Below are 23,460 nucleotides of genomic sequence, written 5' to 3' on the forward strand. Positions count from 1 at the left end.
CGCCCGAGGGCGCCTTGAAAGTGTGATCTATGGAATAAGTCCACTGGATAGGATCAAAGCGACAGCGGGAAGTTCCGCCGCCACTCGATCATTTCTGTGGAGTCAGCATCAGCCGTTTGGTGCCATAGACGGAATCGAGGTTCTGCGACTGGAAGGGGAACTTCATGTAGCGCGCTTTCAGCCAGGCGTCGATACCGTCGGCATAGTGAGGGCTGGCTGGGTTGCCGGACTGGCCTGAGCTGTTCACGCCGAGCATGGGTTCCGGCTGGCCGAAGTCGACGATGATGCGCATCGCCGGGATCAGCCATGTGTCGAAGTTCTGGCCCCAGTGGTAGGCGGAAACGTTCAAGGTGCTGTGATCGCCGCCGGCCGGATAGGGGCCACGGTCGAGGTAGCCCTTGATGGCACTGATGCTGGCGCGCTGGCTGCTGCTCATGTAGGGCGCCAGGCGGGTGCTCTCGGTGGCCCAGGTGTAGCTGTGCAGTTTGCCCCACTGCCAGGCCTTGCGGTCGGCGCCCAGACGGCCTTCGACAAAGGTCACGGCGGCAGCCAGACTGCGGGCCAGGATGGCTGCCTTGTCTTCCTTCTGCGAGGTGTTCACATCATCCCAGAATGGGCTGTCGATACGGCCCAGCAGGTGGTCGGCCTGGGCCGAGTAGGACAGGTCACCAGCCTGGATCAGGGCGCGCCAGGCTTGACTGGTATCCGGGCCCAGTTCGTCGAGGAAGGTCTGCCGTGCGCTTTCGTGGAGGAAGGCGCTGTAGAGCGCCGCGTCGGCGGAGGTGGGGCTTAGGCGACCGTCGAAGGCCAGCAGCCGGTCCAGCGCTTCGCGGGCTTTGGCCTGTTCTGCTGCCGGCAAGGCGGCTATGGCCGTTTTCAGCGGTTGCGCCATGCCTGGGTCCTGGAACATGGTCTTGAGCTTGGTGGCAAAGACTGTGGTCTGGTCGTATTGCATGGCAATCATGCTTTGCCAGTCGTGCTTGCCGCCGCCAGCCAGCTCGGCGATGCGCTCAGCGCGCTCCGGGTAGTACCAGGAGCTGGACAGCTGCACGCCGTAACCCCCCTGAACGGTGCGGTGGTTGGCAGTGCCCAGCCAGCCTTGCATCGGGTCCTGGTCGTACGGGTGCAGCATGGGGTCTGCGTAGCCGTCCCAATCGTAGCGGCTGTCCCAGCCCGGGGAGGGCAGGAGGCCTCTGCCTTCGCGGCGGTTCGGGTAGCGGCCGGAAACCTGCCAGGCAATATGCTGCGCGTCGGCATAGAGGATGTTCAGGCCAACGGCGCGGATCGCGCGCGTGGCCTCGTGCGCTTGCTCGACGGATTGTGCGCGGGACAGTGCGAAGAAGGCGTCCAGCGATTGGTCCGTTTCGAATTGGCTGGTTTGCAGCGCGATGCCCAGCCCGCTTTTGACCTCCAACGGCTGCAGCGGGTGCTTGCGTTGGCCAAGTACCGAGTTGAGCAGCGGACCGTGGCGGGTCTCGTAGATGACCTCGCGTACTGGCCGCTGGCCCTTGATGAAAAAGGTTTCCACGCGCTCGACAGTGGGTTGCCATTTACCATCGGCGAGGTAGTAAAGACGATTGCCCTGGCGCTGCAATTTCTCCAGGAACAGGTCCTGGTTGTCGCCCATGACCATGGTCATGCCCCAGGCCAGTTTGCCGTTGTAGCCAGCGACGATGGCGGGTACCCCGGCAATGGACACGCCGGCGGCCTGGTATTTCGGCGAACGGATCTGCACGAAGTTCCACATCGACGGCATGGAGAGCGGCAGATGGGTGTCGTTGGCCAGGACGCTGCGGCCTGTGCGGCTCTTCTGCGGGGAGATTGCCCAATTGTTGGAGGCAGCGACGCCCAACATGTTGAGCGCGGCGATCTGCCCGGTGGTGTCGCTGACAGCGGCCAGGCCGGGGATCTGGCCATCTAGTGGCAGTCCCTTGAGCTTTTCCGCTTCCTCGAAAGGCAGCGGCTCATCCGGGTAGATCGGAGTCAGCCAGGCGAGCTTGTCGGCACCGACTTTCTGCGCCATCACCAGGGCGGCGATCTCTTCCTGCAAGTTCACAGACAGGCCAAAGTTCAGCAGGGTGAACACGAGCACGGAGTCTTCAGGCTTCCAGTAGGCCGGGCGGTAGCCGGATTCAGCCAGATCCATCGGAAGATTGTCGCGGTAGCGGAATAGGTAGGCGTTCACGCCGCGCGCATAGACCGCGAAGAACTCCTTCAGGCGAGGCGAGGCGTTCTTGTAGAGGATGTCTGCGCTCTTACGCAGGTTGACGGCGCGCATGAAACGGTCAATTTCCAGGGCGCCAGGGCCGACCATCTCCGACAGGCGCCCCTCCGCCATCAGCCGCAGCCCAGCCATTTGGCTGAGACGGTCCGATGCGTGAACGTAGCCAAGGGTGAAAAGCGCGTCGTGGAATGTGGTGGTCTCGATCAGCGGCATTCCCAGCGGGTTGCGGCGGATCGATACGCTTTGCGCCAGCCCCTTGACCGGCTGGAAGCCACTGGTTGGAGGCAGGCTGCTGGAATAGCGGCTGTCCAGCCAGGACTGGCAGCCGCTGAGCCCTATCATGGTGCCAGCAATGGCGGCGACGCAAAACCGGGAAATAAGGCGCTTGAGGGCTGGCGAAGCCATGGAACGGACTCTCCTGAGAGGGCGCAAAGGTTGAAGCGCGCTACGTTAGTGAGCCGCCCCGCGCCGCGCAAGCGCCGTCCGGCTTACTTTTTCGTGGCTGCCGGGTTCACCTGGGCGATGAGGTCGTAGGCACGTACGGTCGCAGGGCGTGCCTGGATCGCTGTGAACCAGCGCTTGAGATCGGGGAAGTCATCCAGGTTCTGCTCCTGCCACTGGTGCGGGACGATCCAGGGGTAGATCGCCATGTCGGCGATGCTGTACTGCTCACCCGCTGCGAATGGACGATCGGCCAGGCGTTTGTCGAGCACGCCATAGAGGCGCGCGGTTTCTTTCACGTAGCGCTGGATGGCGTAGGGGATCTTCTCCGGGGCGAAGCGGTTGAAGTGGTGGTTCTGACCAGCCATCGGGCCCAGGCCACCCATCTGCCAGAACAGCCATTGCAGGCATTGCTGGCGGCCACGCAGCTCCTGCGGGATGAAGCGGCCGGTCTTCTCGGCCAGGTAAAGCAGGATGGCGCCGGACTCGAACAGGGAAATCGGTTCGCCGCCATCGATGGGCTCGTTGTCGATGATCGCCGGGATGCGGTTGTTCGGGGCGACCTCCAGAAAGTGTGGCTGGAACTGCTCGTCCTTGCCGATGTTGATCGGGTGGATACGGTAGGGCAGGCCAGCCTCTTCAAGGAACAGGGTGATCTTGTGGCCGTTGGGAGTAGTCCAGTAGTACAGATCGATCATCGATGAGGCTCCTGGTTTGTGCCATCCGAAAACGAACAGGCCCGCACGCGGCGGGCCTGGTGAAGGTCAGGGCACTCAGGCGCCGTGGCACTTCTTGAATTTTTTCTGGCTACCGCAGGGGCAGGGGTCGTTGCGGCCCACTTCCTTCAGCGGATTGCGCACCGGTTCCTGGTGGCCGTGATTGCAGTGAGGGCCGTGTACGTGGTGATCATGGCCGTGGTCGTGGTTGCAATCGGGGCCGTGGACGTGGGGTTCTTGACTCATGAGGGTATTACTCCGGAATGTAACTGCCGGGGATTATCTCGCCATTGCGCGTCAGGTGCACGCTCTTGCCGAACATCAAGCCCGTCTTCACCTCGCCCTCGAGGCGATACTTGATGGGCTGGTCGGGCTTTTCCAGCAACTTGACGATTTGCTTCATATGGCGCCAGAGGTTGGTGCGCACAGGCACGTCGAACGTCTGGTGACCGTGGGCAGGCACGGTGAACCAGGTGCTGGACTCGCCCGAGGCGAGCTTGATGTCATTCAGATGGACCGTGTAGGCGAGGCCACGGACTGGGAGATTGACATCGTTCGGGTTGTCGATGCGAAAGCGCAGCACGAATTGTTGTTCGAGCAGTTTGGCCCTGATGACGTCGACCTTCACGAGGCGGACCTCCGGGTCCTGAAAGCTGCCAGTGACCCAGGTAGAGCAACCGCTGAGGCCCGAAAGAGGAAGGGCAAAGAATAACATTAGGCTGAGAATTCTTATCATTTGCGCCTGGTAAAGCATTGCAATACTCCAAGTGAGGCTCAAGTGTAACAAGCAACTGCTCGGCTGCAATGGGTTGTGAGCCGAAAAAAACCTGCGCCATACTGCTGAGCCATTCGGACAGGAGTGTGACTATGGGCCGTTTCGAAATCGCATTCTCCGGGCAATTGATGGCTGGAGCCCAGTTGGAGTTGGTGCAGGCCAACCTGGCCAAGCTTTTTCAAGCGGATGCCCAGCGCATTGCTCAGTTGTTCTCCGGTCGGTGCGTGATCTTGAAGAACAATCTGGACGCGGAGACGGCTGAAAAGTATCGCGCTGCCCTGGCTCGTGCTGGCGCTGTGGCTGAAGTCCGGTTGATGATGCCCGAGATCGAAGAGGTGGAGTTGGCCCCGCCGCCGGAGCCCGAGCCCGAGCGTCCAGCCGTGGTGCCGGAGGCCGCACCTGCGCGGTTGCAGGTAACCCCTCGCGATGAATACATGGCGGCGTTCGTTGGCGTGGATGCGCCTGACTTCGGTCTGGCCCCGGTAGGGGCCGATCTGCAGGACGCCAAAGCGGCTACGCCGACGCCAAAGTTGGATCTTTCCGGGATCAGCCTGGCACCGCCGGGCAGCGACCTGGGGCAGCTGAAGGAGCCACCGGCGGGGCCGCCGCCGGATGTCACGTCTTTGCGGCTCGAGGAGCTGAAGTAGCAGGAGGCCCACATCGCGTGGGCCCCTTCGGTTATCGGGCGAGCGATGCTCGAGAGTGCTATGGCGGCTGACGAGCCAGTCGAATCGCTGGAGTTACAGATAGTTGGCGCAGCACTTCTTGAACTTCTGGCCGCTTCCGCAGATGCAGGGGTCGTTGCGGCCGATTTTCAGCTCCACCGTCGGGTCGATGAAATACCAGCGGCTCCCAGTCTGGACGAAAGCGGAGCGCTCGCGGTGACTGTGTTCACCGCCCTGGTCGTGCCAGCGCGCTGTGAAGGTAACGAAGGCATGTTCGGGTTGCCCGCCGATGACTTCATGGCTTTCCACTTCCAGCCCAAGCCAATCGCTCTGCAAGCTCCAGGCGCGAATGGCTTCGCGATCCAGCCCTTGCTGCTGTGCTGGGAGGGTCGTGTCCACTAGGTAATCCACCAATCCCAACACATAAGCGCTGTATCGAGATCGCATGAGGGCTTCGGCACTGGCTGCAGGGTGGCCCGAGTGGTAGCGTCCACAGCAGACTTCAAGCGGATCGCCGCTGCCGCAAGGGCAGGTTGCCGTGCTCATGAATTCACCACCAGTACTTGCCAAAGTTTTCAGGGTTGGCCCAGAACTTGGCGTTGAGCCAGTCCGGTACTTGTTTGTATTCGCGCAGGTCGTAGGTGAACAGTGTCAGTGTCTGTTCTCCTCGGCGGAAGCGTTCGCTAGCTTGCAGTGCAAGGGCAAAGAAATCGGTGTCCTGCCAGCCGCAGGCCGTGAGGTCGACCAGGACGGCCAGGCGGCTTGCATTGAGGTTGCGAATGCCCCCGAGCAGTTCCAGTCCAGTGCGCTTGGGCAGATGCTCCAGGCAATCCGCCAGCAGAGCCAGGTCATAGCGCCGGGCTGATGACTCGGGCGGCAACGGCCCGGCATCTACCTGGACAACTTCGCTTTGCGGATGTGCCTGGATGAATGCCTCGAGCGCAGGCAAGGGGCTGTTGCCAACCATCAATAGATTGTCTGGAGCATAGCGTTCCAGAAGTGCCGCGAGCGCCTGCTGCGGAGTGCGCGAAGAAAAGCTGTCAGTCATCGAAAATCCTCGAACAAGGCCGCCAAGACTAGCTTGAAGGTCGCCAATGGCATAGTGCTGGCGGTTTTCTAGGCGGGCGTCTTTACTCCGTAGTTGTCGGGATGGGCCGATTCTAAGAGGAGACTTGCTTATGAGCATTACACGGACAGCTGTACCCCTGATACTGGTGACCAGTTTGCTGACCGGTTGCGCCGGCCTGCAGAAGACCGACTGGCCCAAGTGTGCCGCCGTGGGAGGTGTAACCGGTGCAGGGCTGGGTGCAATCGAAAGCAGCACCTGGGCGGGCTGGGGCGCATTGATTGGCGCGGGCACCGCTGCGGCCTATTGCTGGGTTCACGGTGATGGCGATGAAGATGGCGATGGCGTACCCGATAGCCGCGACAAGTGTCCAGGCACCCCGCGCGGCGTGCAGGTCGATGCCGATGGCTGCCCGCCCAAGGAAGAGCCGGTGGTTGAAGCACCGCCACCCGTCGAGTATGAAACCATCGTGGTCCGGGACCTGCTTTTCGAGTTCGACTCGGCCAAGCTGACTGCAGCCGATGAGGCCAAGCTTGATTCCGTCGCTTCCCGCCTGAAGAACGAAGCGCCGACAGCCAAGCTGACCGTTACCGGCCACACTGACAGCGTGGGATCTGATGCGTACAACCAGAAGCTGTCGGAAAGACGTGCCCAATCGGTAACCGATTACCTGATTCGTTCAGGCGTGCCAGCAGGTAACTTCGTCGGTGTGACCGGCGCGGGTGAAAGCCAGCCCGTTGCGGATAACGCCACCAAGGACGGCCGTTCCCAAAACCGTCGGGTAGAAATCCAGATCGATCGCTAGTCGCACTTGGGTAACCCCGGCACACGCCTTGTGTGCCGCGGGGCCCGGGTCTTTACTCCTCTGGTACCGGCCTTGCCGGTGGCACAGGAGATCCTGATATGAGCAACCGTATCCTTCGGGTTGCAGCACCCCTTCTTCTGGTCAGCAGTATCCTTTCTGGTTGCGCGTCCACCTCGAGCAGTGGCGATGCGGTATTGAACCAGGGGAATTGGCCCCTTTGCAGTCTCATCGGTGGATTGGCCGGCGGCGGGTTGGGCTCTATCGAGAGTTCCGCCTGGGCGGCTGGCGGGGCGGCGCTTGGCGCTATCGCTGGGGGCCTGATCTGCTATGCGCAGGATGGTGACGAGGACAGTGATGGTGTCTTCGATCGGCGTGACACCTGCCCGAATACCCCGTCCGGAAAAACGGTTGGCGTCAACGGTTGTCCTGCACCGAGCTATCCGCAGGTGGCACAGAGCGCGCCTCCCGCAGCGCAAGATGAAGTCATCGTGCTGAGCGATCAGGGCGAAGTCTTGTTCGCCTTCGACTCAGCTGAGCTGACGCCGGCAGCCCAGTCGGCATTGGCCGAGGTTGCCGGGCGCCTGAGCGGTGCGAGCATGGTGAGCGTCAAGGTCGTCGGACACACTGACAGCGTCGGTTCTGAGGACTACAACCAAAGGTTGTCGGAGCGCAGGGCGAAGAGTGTTGCGGGCTACCTGGCCAGTCAGGGGGTGCCTCGCGACAAGCTGAGTACCGAGGGATTCGGCGAAAGCCAACCGGTTGCCGATAACGGTAGCGAAGAAGGACGAGCCAAGAACCGCCGGGTGGAGATACACGTCGATCGTTGAGTGGGATGCGGGCCCCGGGACAGGGGCCTTCGCCCTGCACATGATTTTCCGATGGCCTCTCTGGTGCGATCTGGAGCTTAGGCGTATGTTCGGCAAAAACAACAACAATGCTGGGGGGAGGCATGCGGTTATTCCTGGGGCTGGGCAAAGTGGTTGCCCTGTTGTTCTGGTTGACTGTTACCGTCAATTTGTTCGTTCCATTCGCGGCACCATTCGATGTTCTGCTCAATGGGGCAGGTGCACTGCTTCTGCTGGTGCATCTCGGTGAGGTGCTGCTGTTCAACCCGCTGCTGCAAAGGCAGGCCAGACCTTGGTTGGATCGGCTGCAGTTACTCCTGTTCGGCGTCTTTCACTTGCTTGGCCTATCGCGTCGCGCGGCACAGGAGCATAGCCATGCGTAACCTGTGCTTGCTGTTGGCCCTGGCCGCGCCCCTGGCGCTGGCGGAAGGACAAGTGCGGGTGGAGGCACATAACCTGCTGAAGCTACCGGCCCGCACGGGCAGCCTGGTTCTGGAGCGCGTAGACGTCGCTGATCATGCAACGTTGCTGATACCGGCGGGCATCACGCTGTTGCGTATCGAGACGTTGCGCATGGGCCAGGGTTCGCGTCTTGGAATCGCTCCCAGTGAACAGCCGCTCCGACTCGAGGTCGTGCAGGGCGACGTGGGGGCGGGAAGCCATATCACCGCTTCCGGCCTGGCCGGAAGCATGCAGAAGGCTGCAAGCGCGGGGCGCGACCTCAGCCTGCGCCTGGAGAATGTTCAAGTCGCAGATATGACCCTGGATGTTCGAGGTGGCATCGGCGCACCTGGTTACCAGGGTTTGGCGGGGGCCGATGGTGACACTGCCGGCTGCCTCTGGGGTGAGGCCAGCAAGGGCTGGGACGGTCAGGCTGGTGGTGATGGCCAATCTGGCGGTGCCGGTGGGCGCGTTCGTCTGGAGGTGCCTCAAGCATTCCCAGTCGAAGCTCTTCGCGTACGCCTCGAAGGCGGTGCTGGTGGCGCTGCGGGTGAGGGCGGTGAAGGTGGTCGCGGCGGGGAGGGCAAGGGTTGCCTGGTCTATAAGGCCGAGGCAGCGCGGGATGGTCGCCCTGGCCAGCCGGGCCGCGCCGGGGCTCCCGGAAACAATGGCAGCCTCGACGTGGTGCGCTTCTAACGATTACGGGCGCAAGGACGCGCCTGCTCAGAAACTCGGCCGTGCGGCGACGATCGCAATCAGCATCATGCCGAGCAGAAGGTTGAACCCCACCACGCGGCGGATGCGACCGAGCACCGCGCCGCCGGCTGGCCAGTCCTGCTTCGAAACGGCAGCCCGCAGCTGCGGCAACAGCAGAGCGCTGACCCGCAGGAACAGCGCGAGCATTGCGATGTACAGGCCGATCATCATGTGCACGTAACGAGGGGCTGCCTCCAGGCTGGCATACCCCATGTGCAACATACCCGCGCCCGAGAAGGGCAGGACCAGCACGGCGACCCAGACCCATACGAAGAAGCGGCGAAACACCTCGACCCAAAGTTTGAGTCGTGCCGGGGGCTCGAGCGTCTCGATGGCTGCAGGACGCAGGACCATCCAGGCGAAGAACATGCCGCCAACCCAGATCAGGGCAGCGAGCAGGTGTATGGCGTACAGGGCGGCGTGGGGTGTCATCCGATGATCTCCAGTCGGCGGGGAAAAGAAGGCGCGCTATCATAGCCGGCCTGTTAAAGTACTGAAAATTTATCCAGCGTTCCGGCCCCGCCATTGTCCATGCTCAGCACCGAACTCAAGTCCCAGATCCAGGGCGCCTATACCCGCTTCCTCGAAGCCAAGGGGCTGAAGGCCCGCTACGGGCAACGCCTGATGATTGCCGAGGTGGCGAAAGTCCTGGGTGCCATTCCGGTCGACGAAGAGGGCCATCGCGAAGGCGAGCCAGCGGTCGTGGCGGTCGAGGCCGGCACCGGTACCGGTAAGACCGTGGCCTACAGTCTGGCGGCGATTCCTGCGGCCAAGGCGGCCGGCAAGCGGCTGGTGATCGCCACCGCCACGGTCGCCTTGCAGGAGCAGATCGTGCACAAAGACCTGCCCGATCTGATCCGCAACAGCGGCCTCAATTTCAGCTTCGCCCTGGCCAAGGGTCGCGGCCGCTATCTCTGCCTGTCGAAGCTTGACATGCTGCTGCAGGAAGGTCAGGCACAAAGCGCCACCGCCCAGTTGTTCGCGGATGAAGGCTTCAACATCGATGTCGACGAGAGAAGCCAGAAGCTCCTCAACCAGATGATCGAGCGCTTGGCGGGCAATCGCTGGGACGGCGATCGCGATTCCTGGCCGGAAGCCATCGAGGATCAGGACTGGGCGCGGGTCACCACCGATCACAGCCAGTGCACCAAGCGGCATTGCCCCAATTTCCAGCAATGCGCCTTCTATAAGGCGCGTGAAGGCATGACCAAGGTCGATGTCATCGTCACCAACCACGACATGGTCCTGGCCGACCTTGCCCTGGGCGGCGGTGCAGTTCTGCCGGACCCGCGCGAGACAATCTACGTCTTTGACGAGGGGCATCACCTGCCGGACAAGGCCATTGGCCATTTCGCCCATTTCACTCGCCTGCGCTCCACCGCCGACTGGCTGGAGCAGGTGGCGAAGAACCTGACCAAGCTTCTGGCCCAGCACCCCATGCCAGGTGATTTCGGTCGTCTTGTGGAAGGCGTGCCGGAGCTCGCGCGCGAAATTCGCACCCAGCAGCAGTTCATGTTCACGGCGTGTGAGGAGCTTGCAGACTTCCGCGCCGGCGAGGATATGGAGGGGCGCGAGCGACCGCGTCATCGTTTCGAGGCGGGCGTAGTGCCCGAGCATCTCCGTGAGCTTGGGATCGAGCTGAAAAAAGGCTTCTCCCGACTCAACGACGTCTTCACCCGCTTGACCGAGTTGCTCAAGGAAGCCATGGACGGAGAGGCGAGCGCAGGCATCGCCAGCCACCAGGCGGAGGAGTGGTACCCATTGTTCGGCAGCCTCTCTTCTCGTGCCCAGGGCAACTGGGAGCTGTGGACGGCTTTCACCACCGAAGACCCGGAGGACAGCCCGCCGATGGCGCGCTGGCTGACGCTTGCCGAAAGTGGAGCGTTCCATGACATCGAGGTCAACGCCAGCCCCATCCTGGCCGCAGAAACACTACGCAGGAACCTGTGGAATGTCGCTTACGGCGCACTGGTCACTTCCGCAACCTTGACCGCACTGGGCACTTTCGACCGCTTCCGCATGCGGGCTGGGCTACCCAGGAAATCCGTCACCGCCATCGTCCCCAGCCCCTTCCACCATGCCGATGCCGGCCTGCTGCGGGTACCTGACCTCAAAGCCGACCCGCGTGACGCCGCCGCCCATACCGCGGCCATCGTGCGCGAACTGCCCGGGCTGGTGGAGGGCGCGCGCGGCACCTTGGTGCTGTTCGCCTCGCGGCGGCAGATGCAGGATGTGTTCGACGGACTCGAGCGTGACTGGCGCAAGCGCGTGCTGATCCAGGGCAACCTGTCCAAGCAGGAAACCCTCAACAAGCACAAGGTGCGGGTAGATGATGGAGAGCCCAGCGTGCTTTTCGGCCTTGCCAGCTTCGCCGAAGGCGTCGATTTGCCAGGGGCCTACTGCGAGCACGTGGTAATCGCCAAGATTCCCTTTGCGGTGCCGGACGATCCGGTGGAAGCCGCGCTGTCCGACTGGATCGAGGCTCGCGGTGGCAATCCCTTCATGGAGATCGCCGTACCGGATGCATCATTGCGCCTGGTGCAGGCTTGCGGCCGGCTGCTGCGCACCGAGTCCGATCGCGGCACCATCACGTTGCTCGACCGGCGCGTGGTTAGTCAGCGCTATGGTCGGGCGATCCTGGATGCCTTGCCGCCATTCCGTCGCGAGATCGCCTGACGCTGGGTCACCCTTGACGTCGTGTGGCTCGATTCTGCGATGATGCGCGCGCCTGTCCGCTTCGTTTTGTCGCACTTCTGGTGACATTTGACCATTTCATGGTCTATGCACTGAATTCTCTTGGGGTAATCGGTCTGATGCTTTCGACTCCTAAACGCGCGCTACTTTTCCCCATCCTGCTAGGGCTATCGGGTGCTCCGCTGATTGCGCAAGCTGAGACCCTGTTCAATTTCGTGCGGCCTCTGGACACCGTGCAGGTCTCGACCCAGGACGCCAACCTGCCGAGCCTGACGGCGGAATCCACGCCTGAGGGCGAGATTCTTCGTCGCCTCACGTTCAATCCGGCTGAGCGCCCGAGTGTGCGCCTTACGCCACAGGGGAGCAGTTGGGACTGGTCGAACTCCGAAGCCATGAGCTTGCGCCTTCAGAGCGCACAGGATTGGGCGATTACTCTGAATGTAACGATCGAAAGCTCGGACGGTAAAGTGTTGACCACCCAGGTGGCGCTCCCGGCCGGTCCGGCGCAGACGCTTCTGGTTCCGCTTGCTGCCACCTCGCCCAACGCCCGCGGCATGCGCGCGGCACCCCCGCAGCCCTGGAGCCGGGATGGCCAACGCTGGCTGCTTGCCGCTGGCGTGTCCGGCGAGCTGGACCGCAGCAAGGTGACAGCCGTTACGCTCTCCCTGAGCCAGCCCAAAGCCGCACAAAGCATCCTGCTGGGTCGTTTCGGCACCGCGGAGGATGATCAGCAGGACGCGTTCTACGAAGGCCTAATGGATGCCTACGGACAGTTCAGTCGTGGCGATTGGCCGGAGAAGGTGAAAAGCGACGAGCAGCTCAAGACTGCCGCTGAGAAAGAGCAGAAACAGCTCGCCGACTGGACCGCCAAGCTGCCGCAGCAGGACACTTATGGCGGCCTGCTGGGCGGTGAATCGTTCGACGCCAGCGGCTTCTTCCGGACCGAAAAGCGCAACGGGCGCTGGTACCTGGTAAGCCCGGAAGGTCATCCGTTCTTCTCACTCGGCGTCAACGCCGTCACGCTCGGGCAGAGTCAGACCTATGTCGAAGGCCGCGAGTCGATGTTCAAGGCTCTGCCCAAAGAGGGAGAGGCATTGGCCGCTTATCTGGGCCAGGGCGACAATCGTGACGAAACCGGGGCTAATCAGGGCAGAGCCTTTAATCATGGGCGCTGGTTCGATTTCTACGGTGCCAACCTAGAGCGCACATACGGTGCGAAAGACATGCAACGCTGGGTCGGGCAGAGCATCGATCGCCTGAAAGCCTGGGGCTTCAATACGCTGGGTAACTGGAGCGAGCCCGATTTCAGTGTCAGCAAGCGCATGCCATATACCCTGCCACTGTCGATCCAGGGTGACTTCGCGGTCATCAAGACCGGCCTCGACTGGTGGGGCGGCATGCCTGACCCATTCGATCCGCGCTTTGCCATGGCGGCCGAACGTACCATTGCCATTACCGCGCGCGACCATCGCGACGACCCTTGGCTGCTCGGCTACTTCGCCGATAACGAGCTGGCCTGGGGTGGTCACAGTGATGATCCCAAGGTTCGCTATGCGTTGGCGTATGGCACCCTGCGCCTGACCACCGACGTTCCGGCCAAGCGTGCGTTCCTCAAGCTACTGCGCGACAAGTACCGCAACCAGCAGGGCCTCTCCAAGGCCTGGGGTATCGATCTGCAGGCCTGGGAACTGATGGAGGATCCAGGATTCGAGCCTCCGCTGCCCAGTCCCGAGCATCCGGCGATCGAGGAAGACTTCAAGCGCTTCCAGCGCTACTTTGCCGACACCTACTTCAAGACCATCGCAGATTCGCTGAAGTGGCACTCCCCCAATCACCTCATGCTGGGTGGTCGCTTTGCGGCCACGGTGCCGGAGGCTTTGGAGTCGTGCGCGCAGTACTGCGACGTGATCAGCTTCAACCGGTATACCCCTGAGCCGCAGCAAGGGCTGGACATGGACCTGTTGCACCAGTTGGACAAGCCGGTCCTGATCAGCGAGTTCCATTTCGGCTCGCGGGATCGCGGCCCGTTCTGGGGGGGAGTAGCTGAGGTCTACAAGGAAGAGGAGCGTGGCCCGGCTTACGCCAATTTCCTTAAGAAGGCTGCGCAAGAGCCGCTGATTGTTGGCGCTCACTGGTTCCAGTATCTCGACCAGCCTGCGACTGGCCGCTTGCTCGATGGAGAAAATGGCCACCTTGGCCTGGTTGCAATTACCGATCGCCCCTGGCAGGGCTTTGTTGGTGCGGTACGCAAGGCGAACCTTGAACTGGCTGGCGTAATCGCGGCCCCTGCGGAGAAAGCCAAGAACGCCGAGCCTGAGCATAAACGCTAGCCAGACTTCGGTACGGTTCACACGGGGCGGCGAGGCTGAAACAATGCCGCCCTTTACTTCAAACAGGAGCATGCCGGTGCAGATCCAGGGATATTTCGACTTGCGCTTCGAAGCGGCGAAGGAAGCTTTTGCCGCCTTGTTCGATGACCCGCAGGAGCGCGGCGCAGCCCTTTGCGTACAAGTGGGTGGCGAGACCGTCCTCGATCTATGGGCCGGTATTTCCGACAAGGACGGTCAGCAGGCCTGGGACAGCGACACCATCCTGAACCTGTTCTCCTGTACCAAGACCTTCACTGCGGTAACGCTCCTGCAGTTGGTCGGTGAGGGCAAGGTCGACCTCGACGCTCCAGTGGCGCGCTACTGGCCTGAGTTCGCGGCTGCCGGCAAGGCCCGTATCACGGTGCGCCAATTGCTTTGCCATCGGGCCGGGTTGCCCGCCATCCGCGCCGCGTTGCCAGCCGAAGCGCTCTACGACTGGTCGACCATGGTTGAGGCGCTGGCCAACGAGGAACCCTGGTGGACGCCAGGCGAGGCCCATGGCTATGCGCCTATCACCTACGGCTGGCTGGTGGGGGAGATCCTCCGCCGTGTCGACGGTTGTGGTCCGGGGGAGTCCATCGTTGCCCGAGTGGTCAAACCCCTGGGGCTGGATTTCCACGTGGGCCTGGCTGACAGCGAGTTTCACCGGGTTGCACATATCGCCAGGGCGAAGGGCAATCTTGGTGATGCGGCGGCGCAACGACTGCTCAAGTGCATGATGACCGATCCAACGTCCCTCAGTACGCGGGCCTTTACCAATCCCCCGTCGATCATGACCAGCACTAACAAGCCGGAGTGGCGCCGCATGCAACAGCCTGCGGCCAATGGGCATGGCAATGCCCGCAGCCTGGCTGGCTTCTACGCCGGTTTGCTGGACGGACAGTTGCTCGACTCGGAGCTGCTTGGCGAACTGACCCGTGAGCACAGCCGGGGGGAGGATCTGACGCTGCTGACACAAACGCGATTCGGCTTGGGCTGCATGCTGGAGCAGGAAAATGTGCCCAATGCCAGTTACGGGCTTGGTCGTTACGCCTTCGGCCATCCAGGTGCCGGCGGTTCGACAGGGTTTGCCGACCCCGAGCGCGACCTGGCGTTCGGCTTCGTCACCAACACGCTCGGCCCCTATGTGCTGATGGACCCGCGTGCCCAGAAATTGGCGGCTGTAGTGAAGGCTTGCCTGGAGTGAGCCACTCGTCAGTCCGCTGGATTTTTCCTAGGCGGATGAATAGGTTGCGGCCAAAATTTAAGCACTGGTGTGAAATTGAAGTGCCACCATTCCTGGCCGGCGCGTGACACCCTGTAAATACGGTATTTCGACGATGAAAGTGCTCAAGACCTCCACCTTGCTCCTCTGTTTCGCAGTCTCCGGCTGCAGCATGCTCGACCACGACAAGGGGAGTGCACCGGCCAAGTCCGAGAAAGTTGCCAGCGGTAGTTCGTGGTGGCCGTTCGGCGGTAGTGACAAGGCCAAGGCGCCGAAAGCCGCCAAGGTAGACGTGAAAATGACGCAGGCCTGGCTTGATCAGTACGAGCCGCGCCTGCATGAGGCCGTCAAGGGCAGCAAGTTCGAAGTCGAGCGTCGCGAAAACACCCTGGTTGTCACCGCTCCAGTGGATGGCTCATTCAACCCGGACCGCCCCAGCATGCTGCTGCCGATCACTTTAGGTCCGCTGACCCGCGTCGCCAAGCTGGTCGAGGGGGATGCGAAGACCGCCGTGCTCGTGCTGGGCCATGCTGACAGCTCTGGCAAGGATGACGTCAATCGCAAGCTCAGCCAGGAACGTGCCCAGGCCATTGCGGCCATCTTCCGTCTGAGCGGGCTTGAGCGGGATCGACTGTACCTGAAGGGGTTGGGGTCGGATATGCCGCGCGCTGCCAACGACAGCCAGCAGGGCCGAGCCCTGAATCGCCGCGTGGAGATTCTCCTTACGCCCCAGGAAACCCTGGTTGCCTTGATCGCCAAGTACAGCAAGCCGGTCCTGCCAGCGAAGGTGGTTGCGGCAGATCAAACCAAATGAGTCGGCCTTGGGTAAGCTAGGGGCTTTCCGTTAACAGGATCGCCGACTATGACCCAGACCCTGGCCGACATGCGCCGTGATTACACCCGCGACGGGCTCAGCGAGGAGATAGCCCCCGCCGAGCCTTTCAGCCTGTTCCAGACCTGGTTTTCCGACGCAGTGAGGACCGAGCAACTGCCGGTCGAGCCCAATGCCATGACGCTGGCCACGGTCGATCCCTTGGGCCGCCCCCATTGCCGGGTTCTGCTGCTCAAGGGGCTGGATGAGCGCGGCTTCACCTTCTTTACTAATTACGACAGCGACAAGGGCCAGCAGTTGGCGGCAAACCCCTATGCCGCGATGACCTTTTTCTGGCCCGCCCTTGAGCGCCAGGTGCGCATCGAAGGGCAAGTGGAGCGGGTTACGCCTGCCGAGTCGGACTCTTATTTCCAGGTGCGCCCTTTGGGTAGCCGCTTGGGCGCTTGGGCTTCACCGCAAAGCCAGGTGATCGCCGATCGTGGTGAGTTGGAGTCGCTGCTGGCGGACACCGAGCGCCGTTTCCTTGACCAGGCTCCGCACTGTCCACCGCATTGGGGAGGATATCGCTTGTTGGCCGAACGCATCGAATTCTGGCAGGGCCGGCCAAGCCGCCTTCATGACCGCCTGAACTACCGCCTCCAGCACGGGGCGTGGATCCGGGAGCGACTCGCTCCCTGAGCCTCGCCCCTATCTCGTTGCCCGGAGCAGGGCAGTATGAGCGAGGTGGCTGGTTCAGCTGTCCGATCGAGCATATTGCTCCGCCGCCTGGCGGAGCCAGGCGGGCAGTTGGCGGCGCTTGATGCCGCGGGCCCGTGCACTGGCCAGCTGTTCCAGCATGTAGGTCTGTTTGGCTTTGTCCCCTTCGGCGAGCGACAAGGCCAGGTCGCGATCCATCCAGCGTTTGATGCGAACGTAGATCCACCAGTGAAAGTACAGACCTGCGGCGGTAGTCACGACGATGATGAAGTAATCCATAGGCTAACCTTTGAAATTGCAGGGACGGATACGCCCAATTCTGCTCGGTGAATCAGGAAGCTGTCTGTTTCCTGAATGAACTCGAAGTTAATGGGCGGCTCTGGTGACAGCTACACTTGAGCAGAGTCTAATGGACAAGAACTCAATCCTTGGAGGAAATGCTATGCGTAAACCCGTTCTGCTGGTGGCCTCGTTGACGGCAGTGGCACTGGCGTTGGGCGGCTGTCAGTCGAGCCTGACCGGCGACACCTATTCGCGCGACGAGGCCCGTCAGGTGCAGACCGTGCGCATGGGCACCATTCAGGCACTGCGTCCAGTGAAGATTGAGGGCACCAAGACGCCCATCGGTGCAGGGGCGGGTGCTGTGGCAGGAGGCATCGGCGGTAGCACTATCGGTCATGGTCGTGGAAGCGCGGTAGCTGCGGTGATCGGCGCAGTTGCCGGTGGCCTGATTGGCGCCGCTGCGGAAGAGGGTGTGACCCGGACCCAGGGCGTGGAAGTCACCGTGCGCGAGGACGATGGCTCGATGCGTGCCTACGTGCAGGAAGTCCAGCCCAACGAAGTCTTCCGGGTTGGCGAGCGCGTGCGCATCATGACGGTCAACGGCACGAGCCGAGTCAGCCACTGACAACATGGCCGCCCCAATGGGGCGGCTCATTCGCTCGTCTGCACTTTCCTTCATTTCTACCTTCCCTTGGAGTACGACTCATGCAGTTCGACCTCCAAGGGTGGCGTGCTTTCGCTTGGTTCTGCCAGTTTTTGAAATAATTCAATCTATTGAGCTTGATCGATAGTAATGGATAATCGCCAGGATTCTGTCCTGCCATCTGTCCTGCCTTGGTGAGGATGGCGTTGACCTTGGGGAGTAATGGATGCTGTTGGCGCTTATCGTTGCGCTGCCCTTTCTAGGGGCTCTTCTTCCACCATTGGCCGAGCGCCATGGCCGTACGCTGTGCGCCGCTGTCGCTGCTCTGGCACCACTGGCCGGCCTGATCCTGCTGCTGACCCAGGCAGGGGTCGTGTTCTCTGGGGCTACCCTCAAGCTGATGCTGCCCTGGTTGCCGGGTTTTGGCCTTGGTTTCAACCTACGTCTGGATGGCCTCGGTTTCCTGTTTGCGTTGCTGATTCTCGGGATTGGCCTGCTGGTCATCCTCTACGCACGTTATTACCTGTCCAAGCAGGAGCCAATGGGGCGTTTCTTCGCATTCCTGCTGCTGTTCATGGGGGCGATGCTGGGTGTCGTGCTCTCGGAGAACCTGCTGCTGATGCTGGTGTTCTGGGAGCTGACCAGCCTGTCGTCGTTCCTGCTAATCGGCTTCTGGGGGCAGCGTTCCGATGCACGCAAAGGCGCTCGCATGGCGCTGGCGGTCACAGGCGGCGGCGGCTTGGCGCTGCTTGCCGGCATCCTGCTGATCGGCCAGATCGTTGGTAGTTACGAGCTGACTGAGGTGCTCGCTTCGGGGGAACTGATTCGTGCCCATGCGTTTTACCCGGTCGCGCTGATGCTGGTGCTGCTGGGAGTCTTCACCAAGTCAGCGCAGTTTCCTTTCCACTTCTGGCTACCCCACGCGATGGCCGCACCCACGCCGGTGTCGGCCTACCTCCACTCGGCAACCATGGTCAAGGCAGGCGTGTTCCTGCTGGCGCGCCTGTACCCGGCACTGGCGGGTTCTGACCTGTGGTTCTATTTCGTCAGCCTGACTGGCCTGGCAACCTTGCTGATCGGCGCAGGAATGGCGCTGTTCCAGCATGACCTCAAAGGGCTGCTCGCCTACTCGACCATCAGCCACCTCGGCCTGATCACGCTGCTGTTCGGCCTCGACTCCCAGCTGTCCAACGTCGCCGCGGTGTTCCATATCATCAACCATGCCACGTTCAAGGCATCTCTTTTCATGGCCGCCGGGATCATCGACCACGAGACCGGCAGCCGCGACATGCGCTTGGTCAACGGCATGTGGAAGTACTTGCCACACACGGCCGTCCTGGCCATGGTCGCGTCCTTGGCGATGGCTGGTGTGCCGTTGCTCAATGGTTTTCTGAGCAAGGAGATGTTCTTCGGCGAAACCTTGCAGCAGCACCTTCTGGGCAGTTTCAGCTGGGTGGTGCCGGCGGCGGCGACCCTTGCTGGGGTTTTCTCAGTGGCTTATTCGCTGCGCTTCGTCCACGACGTATTCTTCAATGGCGAGCCGGTAGCCCTGCCGAAATTTCCGCCCCACGAGCCGCCGCGCTATATGAAAGTGCCGGTCGAGATCCTGGTGTTCCTCTGCCTGTTGGTCGGGATGTTGCCGGGCTACACTGTCGCGCCTCTGCTAGCGGCTGCCGCTTCGGCCAGCCTAGGCGGCGAGTTGCCCGAATACAGTCTGTCCATCTGGCATGGATTCAATCTGCCGCTGGCGATGAGTGTGGTGGCGCTGGTTGGCGGTGTGCTGGTCTACGTGCTGCGCCAGCCCTTGTTCCGTTGGTACGCGGGCCTACCGGATATCGATGCCAAGCTGGTTTTCGAGCGACAGGTGCAGCGCGTAGTGGCGGTGGCTTCGTGGGTGACCGAGCGCCTGGAGAACGGTTCGCTTCAGCGCTATCTGGCCTGGCTCCTGGGCAGCGCCCTGCTGTTGGTCGCCGCGGCGTTGGCACCCTTGGAGCAACTCACCGGCAGCCGCAGCCTGACGACGGTAGACGGCATTACCGGACTCGGTCTGGTGATGCTGGGGGCCAGTGGCGTGATCACGGCGATCTACCATCGCCAACGACTGACGGCCTTGTTGATCCTCAGTGTGGCCGGGTTGCTGGTGGCCCTGGCCTTCGCCCGGTTCTCTGCGCCTGACCTTGCCCTCACTCAGTTGGTGGTTGAGGTAGTGACCATCGTCCTGCTGATGCTGGCGCTCTACTACTTGCCGTCGCGCACGCCGGAAGAGAGCTCGAGTCTGCGGGGCTTGCGCGATTTCGTGCTGGCCGGCGGCGTGGGCGTGATGGTGGCGCTGCTAGCGTTCGCCGTATTGACCCGGCCTTACTCGGGCATCGCTGATTTCTTCCTCGCCAACAGCTTGTCCGGTGGTGGCGGAACCAACGTGGTGAACGTGATCCTGGTCGATTTCCGCGGCTTCGACACCTTGGGCGAAATCACAGTGCTGGCGATTGCCGGGGTTGGCATCTACGCCATGCTGTCCGGTTTCCAGTTGCAGAACCCCACCTGCGATCCCCAGGGGCGCAACTGGGCCCATGCCAAGCACCCGCTGATCCTCGAGACCTTATCCCGCTTGTTGTTGCCGCTAGCGCTGCTGATTTCCGTGTTCATCTTCCTACGTGGCCACAACCAGCCTGGCGGGGGCTTCATTGCCGGGTTGATCACGTCGGTAGCATTGATCCTGCAGTACATCGCCAGTGGCGTGGCCTGGGTGGAGCAGCGCCGCCCCCTCAACTACCAGCGCATGGCGGGTGCCGGCATCACCGTCGCTGGTTTGACTGGCCTCGGGAGCTGGTACTTCGGTCGTCCGTTCCTGACGTCTGCTTTCGGCCACTTCGAACTGTCCTTGGTGGGGGAGTTCGAGTTGGCGACGGCTATGTTGTTTGACCTCGGCGTTTACCTGACTGTGGTTGGAGCCACCCAGCTGATTCTGGTGAACCTGGGCCGGCTCAGCCTGGCCCCTGCCGCGAGCGAGGAGATTCATTGATGGAGGCGCTGTTCGCCATAACCCTCGGGCTACTGGCTGCCAGTGGCGTCTACCTGTTGCTGCGTGCCCGGACTTTCCCGGTGGTGCTGGGGCTCACCCTGATTTCCTATGCAGTGAACCTCTTCCTGTTTTCCATGGGCCGGCTCACGGGCGATGCGGCAGTGCTTGGCAGCGGGACAACCTACGCCGACCCTGTGCCGCAGGCACTGGTGCTGACGGCCATCGTCATCGGTTTTGCCATGACCGCCTTTGTCGTCGTGCTGGCATTACGAGGTGTTGGCGACCTTGGCAGCGACCATGTCGACGGATGTGCCACGGAGGAGGAGCAGACGCCATGAGTCACCTGCCGATCCTGCCTGTTCTGATTCCGCTCTTCGCCGGCGGATTGCTGTTGATGTTGCCCTCCCACGAGCGCTTGAAGCGGTCCTTTTCCCTGCTCTCGACCCTTGCGCTGGTGCCGCTGGCCCTGCTGCTGATGGCAGAGGCGGATGATGGCCTGCTCCGGGTGTACGCCCTCGGCGGCTGGCAGCCACCGTTTGGCATCGTGCTGGTGCTGGACCGCCTGGCCGCGCTGATGCTGCTCGCCACCGCAGTGTTGGCCAGTGCGGCCGTGCTTTATGCAATGCGCGGGGACGATCGTTCGGGGCCTCGTTTCCACGCGCTGTTCCAGTTCCAGTTGCTGGGCATCAATGGTGCTTTCCTAACGGGCGACCTGTTCAACCTGTTCGTGTTCTTCGAGATCCTGCTGATCGCGTCCTACGCGCTGCTGCTGCATGGCGGCGGAGCGGAGCGGGTGAGGGCGGGCTTACACTACGTGATCCTCAATCTGGCGGGCTCGGCGCTGTTTCTGCTCGCCCTGGGGACGCTTTACGGCATCAGCGGCACCTTGAACATGGCCGATATGGCGCGCTTCGTCGCGGCGGCCGATGCAGACAAGGCGCCGATCCTGGGTGCGGCCGGGCTGCTCCTGCTGCTGGTGTTCGCACTCAAGGCCGCGCTGCTGCCCCTGTACTTCTGGCTGCCGCGGGCCTATTCCGCGGCAAGCGCGCCGGTCGCAGCCTTGTTCGCGATCATGACCAAAGTCGGGATCTATTCCATCCTGCGTGTCCATAGTCTGGTATTCGGCCCAGGGGCGGGCGAGTTGGCTAATCTGGCCCAGGCCTGGCTCTGGCCGCTGGCGCTGCTGACGGTCCTGCTCGGAGCGCTGGGTGCCCTGGCGGCGCGGAGCCTCCAGGCACTGCTGGCCTACCTGGTGGTGGTCTCCGCTGGTACGTTGCTCGCCGCCCTTGCCCTGGGAGGGCCTGGGGCACAGGCAGCGGCCCTGTTCTATCTGCTCCACAGCACCTGGGTTGCCGGGGCCTTGTTCCTGCTTGCCGACCTGGTCAGCCGGCAGCGCGGCGATAAGCATTGCCAGCTGGTCCAGGGGCCAGCCTTGATGAATCCACGCATCCTGGGGGCTGCGTTCTTTTTCGGTGCCATTGCAGTGGCCGGGCTTCCGCCGTTGTCCGGATTCTTCGCTAAGTTACTGCTGCTCCAGGCCGCATCTGAAGGTCAGGCGGCGCTGGCGCTGTGGAGCGTGCTGCTGATTGGGGGCTTCTTTGTGCTCGTGGCCCTTAGCCGTGCCGGCAGCACCTTGTTTTGGCGCACCGGCCCGACCCAACTGGGCAGTGCAGAACTGGACGGTGGTCGACTGTTCGCGACTCTCTTGCTGCTGGCCTGTAGCGTAGCCCTAGTGGTGTTCGCCCAGCCGTTGCTGGAGTACGCCCAGGCAAGCGCTGCACAGTTGAACGATCTGCAGCTTTACCGCGCGATCGTCAAGGAGAGCGGAACATGATTCGTCGCCTGTTACCGCATCCGGCCGAGAGCTTTTTGTTATTGGCTGTCTGGCTGTTGCTTGTGGGCTCGGTGAGCTTTGGCCATCTGTTGCTTGGAGCCTTCCTCAGTATCGTGATTCCGTTGCTCGTGCAGCCCTTGCTGATTGAGCGTCCGTATCGCTGGCATCCGCTCAGGTTGTTGCGCTTCCTGCTGATGGTGATGGGGGACATCCTGGTTGCCAACTTCCAGGTGGCGCGTCTGACCTTGGGGCCGATCGAGCGCCTGCAGCCAGTGTTCGTCGAAGTGCCCATCGAGTTGGACAATGAATTGGCGATCAGCGTACTGGTGAGCGTGGTGTCCCTGACGCCCGGGTCGCTTTCAGCCGACTTGAGCACGGACCGCCGAACGTTGCTGGTTCATGGCCTTCACGTCGAGGACAAGGTGGCCATGGTGGCCGAGATCAAGGGCCGCTATGAGGCCCCGTTGAAGGAGATCTTCGAATGCTTGCCTACGTGATTCCCTTGTGCCTGATTTTTCTCGGCCTTGCGCTGCTGCTGACCCTGGCGCGCCTGATCAAGGGGCCGTGTCTGCCGGATCGAGCCCTGGCACTGGATACCCTCTACATTAATGCGATCGCGCTGCTGACCCTCTTCGGCATCTGGAAGGGCAGCGCGCTGTACTTCGAGGTGGCGCTGCTGATCGCAGTTCTGGGCTTCGTCGGGACGGTGGCGGTGGCCAAATACATGTTGCGTGGAGACATCATCGAATGAGTGCCCAACCCATGGCCCTATGGCAGGAAATCATCGTCTCGCTGCTGCTCATCCTCGGTAGTCTGTTCGTGCTGATTGGCGCCTTCGGCCTCTATCGCTTGCCAGACTTCTTCATGCGACTGCATGGCCCGACCAAGGCGACCACGCTGGGCGTGGGCTCCATGGTGGTTGCATCGCTGGTGTACTTCTGCGCGGTAGGAGATGGACTCAGCCTGCATGAGTTGCTGATCAGCCTGTTCCTGTTCATCAGCGCACCGGTCAGCGCCTACATGCTGGCCAAGGCTGCGGTACAGCAGCGCCTGCCCCTGGCCCCCAAGACCCGCGGCAAGCCCTGGGAGCAGTGAGACGCTGCAGAGTCACAGTTTCCACATGCTGCTGTGTCTGTTGAAGACATCATCT

At 62.1% G+C, this 23,460-nt stretch carries 24 protein-coding genes and 1 pseudogene; 17 read left to right on the forward strand and 8 right to left on the reverse strand.

Translation table 11 applies throughout. From position 1 onward, the window contains the following. Positions 1 to 88: 88 nt before the first annotated feature. The 4 genes from OXH74_RS16425 to OXH74_RS16440 all read right to left on the reverse strand — a co-directional run bounded on the left by OXH74_RS16425 (position 89) and on the right by OXH74_RS16440 (position 4,135). On the reverse strand, positions 89 to 2,629 hold the full coding sequence (locus tag OXH74_RS16425; protein WP_375737926.1) for a penicillin acylase family protein: 2,541 nt from the start codon (positions 2,627 to 2,629) through the stop codon (positions 89 to 91). Positions 2,630 to 2,712: 83 nt separating this feature from the next. After that, positions 2,713 to 3,363, reverse strand: coding sequence for a glutathione binding-like protein (locus OXH74_RS16430; RefSeq protein ID WP_375737927.1), 651 nt, complete (start codon positions 3,361 to 3,363; stop codon positions 2,713 to 2,715). Positions 3,364 to 3,438: 75 nt separating this feature from the next. After that, positions 3,439 to 3,627, reverse strand: coding sequence for an SEC-C metal-binding domain-containing protein (locus tag OXH74_RS16435; RefSeq protein WP_215368589.1), 189 nt, complete (start codon positions 3,625 to 3,627; stop codon positions 3,439 to 3,441). 7 nt (positions 3,628 to 3,634) lie between these two features. Beyond that, entirely contained in the window at positions 3,635 to 4,135 is a 501-nt protein-coding gene (locus OXH74_RS16440) for an LEA type 2 family protein (protein WP_375737928.1), read from the reverse strand. Positions 4,136 to 4,248: 113 nt separating this feature from the next. Between OXH74_RS16440 and OXH74_RS16445 the strand changes: the two genes are divergently transcribed. Further along, positions 4,249 to 4,803, forward strand: coding sequence for a hypothetical protein (locus OXH74_RS16445; protein ID WP_375737929.1), 555 nt, complete (start codon positions 4,249 to 4,251; stop codon positions 4,801 to 4,803). A gap of 93 nt (positions 4,804 to 4,896) precedes the next feature. On the opposite strand, the gene OXH74_RS16450 is transcribed toward OXH74_RS16445, so the two are convergent. After that, positions 4,897 to 5,367: a YchJ family protein gene (locus OXH74_RS16450; RefSeq protein ID WP_375737930.1), complete on the reverse strand. Its 471-nt coding sequence runs from the start codon at positions 5,365 to 5,367 to the stop codon at positions 4,897 to 4,899. A 4-nt stretch (positions 5,368 to 5,371) separates the two neighbouring features. After that, on the reverse strand, positions 5,372 to 5,869 hold the full coding sequence (locus OXH74_RS16455; RefSeq protein WP_375737931.1) for a DUF6231 family protein: 498 nt from the start codon (positions 5,867 to 5,869) through the stop codon (positions 5,372 to 5,374). 130 nt (positions 5,870 to 5,999) lie between these two features. Between OXH74_RS16455 and OXH74_RS16460 the strand changes: the two genes are divergently transcribed. The 4 genes from OXH74_RS16460 (at position 6,000) to OXH74_RS16475 (ending at position 8,674) form a co-directional block, all read left to right on the forward strand. Further along, complete coding sequence (locus OXH74_RS16460; protein ID WP_375737932.1) at positions 6,000 to 6,692, forward strand: OmpA family protein; 693 nt, start codon at positions 6,000 to 6,002, stop codon at positions 6,690 to 6,692. A 98-nt stretch (positions 6,693 to 6,790) separates the two neighbouring features. Next, entirely contained in the window at positions 6,791 to 7,519 is a 729-nt protein-coding gene (locus OXH74_RS16465) for an OmpA family protein (protein WP_375737933.1), read from the forward strand. Positions 7,520 to 7,641: 122 nt separating this feature from the next. Next, entirely contained in the window at positions 7,642 to 7,920 is a 279-nt protein-coding gene (locus tag OXH74_RS16470) for a DUF1145 domain-containing protein (RefSeq protein WP_375737934.1), read from the forward strand. Then, the gene (locus tag OXH74_RS16475; RefSeq protein WP_215368604.1) at positions 7,913 to 8,674 is read left to right on the forward strand and encodes a collagen-like protein; all 762 of its coding nucleotides are present in this window, start codon (positions 7,913 to 7,915) and stop codon (positions 8,672 to 8,674) included. Before OXH74_RS16470 ends, OXH74_RS16475 begins: the two co-directional genes overlap by 8 nt. Before the next feature lie 27 nt (positions 8,675 to 8,701). Here OXH74_RS16475 and OXH74_RS16480 read toward each other — a convergent pair whose 3' ends face one another. Next, positions 8,702 to 9,166: a CopD family protein gene (locus OXH74_RS16480; RefSeq protein WP_375737935.1), complete on the reverse strand. Its 465-nt coding sequence runs from the start codon at positions 9,164 to 9,166 to the stop codon at positions 8,702 to 8,704. A 99-nt stretch (positions 9,167 to 9,265) separates the two neighbouring features. Between OXH74_RS16480 and dinG the strand changes: the two genes are divergently transcribed. The 5 genes and pseudogenes from dinG (at position 9,266) to pdxH (ending at position 16,511) form a co-directional block, all read left to right on the forward strand. Beyond that, positions 9,266 to 11,410 (forward strand): ATP-dependent DNA helicase DinG, encoded by a 2,145-nt coding sequence (gene dinG / locus OXH74_RS16485; RefSeq protein WP_375737936.1) that lies wholly within the window; start codon positions 9,266 to 9,268, stop codon positions 11,408 to 11,410. Positions 11,411 to 11,547: 137 nt separating this feature from the next. Beyond that, on the forward strand, positions 11,548 to 13,758 hold the full coding sequence (locus OXH74_RS16490) for a beta-galactosidase (RefSeq protein ID WP_375737937.1): 2,211 nt from the start codon (positions 11,548 to 11,550) through the stop codon (positions 13,756 to 13,758). Between the two features lie 76 nt (positions 13,759 to 13,834). Then, the gene (locus tag OXH74_RS16495) at positions 13,835 to 14,983 is read left to right on the forward strand and encodes a serine hydrolase domain-containing protein (protein WP_375737938.1); all 1,149 of its coding nucleotides are present in this window, start codon (positions 13,835 to 13,837) and stop codon (positions 14,981 to 14,983) included. 133 nt (positions 14,984 to 15,116) lie between these two features. After that, positions 15,117 to 15,812: pseudogene (locus tag OXH74_RS16500) on the forward strand (OmpA family protein); the annotation flags it as partial. 51 nt (positions 15,813 to 15,863) lie between these two features. Continuing rightward, positions 15,864 to 16,511 carry a pyridoxamine 5'-phosphate oxidase gene (gene pdxH / locus OXH74_RS16505; protein WP_375737939.1) on the forward strand — a complete coding sequence of 216 codons (648 nt, stop codon included), beginning with the start codon at positions 15,864 to 15,866 and terminating at the stop codon, positions 16,509 to 16,511. A 54-nt stretch (positions 16,512 to 16,565) separates the two neighbouring features. Here the strand turns inward: pdxH and OXH74_RS16510 are convergent, their stop codons facing one another. Beyond that, positions 16,566 to 16,808 carry a hypothetical protein gene (locus OXH74_RS16510; protein ID WP_215368617.1) on the reverse strand — a complete coding sequence of 81 codons (243 nt, stop codon included), beginning with the start codon at positions 16,806 to 16,808 and terminating at the stop codon, positions 16,566 to 16,568. A 163-nt stretch (positions 16,809 to 16,971) separates the two neighbouring features. On the opposite strand from OXH74_RS16510, the gene OXH74_RS16515 reads away from it, so the two are divergent. The 7 genes from OXH74_RS16515 (at position 16,972) to OXH74_RS16545 (ending at position 23,405) form a co-directional block, all read left to right on the forward strand. Next, complete coding sequence (locus OXH74_RS16515; protein WP_375737940.1) at positions 16,972 to 17,436, forward strand: glycine zipper 2TM domain-containing protein; 465 nt, start codon at positions 16,972 to 16,974, stop codon at positions 17,434 to 17,436. Positions 17,437 to 17,680: 244 nt separating this feature from the next. Then, on the forward strand, positions 17,681 to 20,476 hold the full coding sequence (locus OXH74_RS16520) for a monovalent cation/H+ antiporter subunit A (RefSeq protein ID WP_375737941.1): 2,796 nt from the start codon (positions 17,681 to 17,683) through the stop codon (positions 20,474 to 20,476). Continuing rightward, positions 20,476 to 20,814 carry a Na+/H+ antiporter subunit C gene (locus tag OXH74_RS16525; RefSeq protein ID WP_375737942.1) on the forward strand — a complete coding sequence of 113 codons (339 nt, stop codon included), beginning with the start codon at positions 20,476 to 20,478 and terminating at the stop codon, positions 20,812 to 20,814. Before OXH74_RS16520 ends, OXH74_RS16525 begins: the two co-directional genes overlap by 1 nt. After that, positions 20,811 to 22,310: a monovalent cation/H+ antiporter subunit D gene (locus OXH74_RS16530; RefSeq protein WP_375737943.1), complete on the forward strand. Its 1,500-nt coding sequence runs from the start codon at positions 20,811 to 20,813 to the stop codon at positions 22,308 to 22,310. The genes OXH74_RS16525 and OXH74_RS16530 overlap by 4 nt, the downstream gene beginning before the upstream one ends. Beyond that, positions 22,307 to 22,807 (forward strand): Na+/H+ antiporter subunit E, encoded by a 501-nt coding sequence (locus tag OXH74_RS16535; RefSeq protein WP_375737944.1) that lies wholly within the window; start codon positions 22,307 to 22,309, stop codon positions 22,805 to 22,807. The genes OXH74_RS16530 and OXH74_RS16535 overlap by 4 nt, the downstream gene beginning before the upstream one ends. Continuing rightward, positions 22,792 to 23,061: a K+/H+ antiporter subunit F gene (locus tag OXH74_RS16540; RefSeq protein ID WP_375737945.1), complete on the forward strand. Its 270-nt coding sequence runs from the start codon at positions 22,792 to 22,794 to the stop codon at positions 23,059 to 23,061. Before OXH74_RS16535 ends, OXH74_RS16540 begins: the two co-directional genes overlap by 16 nt. Beyond that, positions 23,058 to 23,405, forward strand: a complete 348-nt coding sequence (locus OXH74_RS16545; protein WP_375737946.1) for a Na+/H+ antiporter subunit G — start codon at positions 23,058 to 23,060, stop codon at positions 23,403 to 23,405. Before OXH74_RS16540 ends, OXH74_RS16545 begins: the two co-directional genes overlap by 4 nt. Positions 23,406 to 23,460: the final 55 nt, after the last annotated feature.

The organism is Metapseudomonas boanensis (assembly GCF_042232855.1).
Lineage (GTDB): Bacteria > Pseudomonadota > Gammaproteobacteria > Pseudomonadales > Pseudomonadaceae > Metapseudomonas > Metapseudomonas boanensis.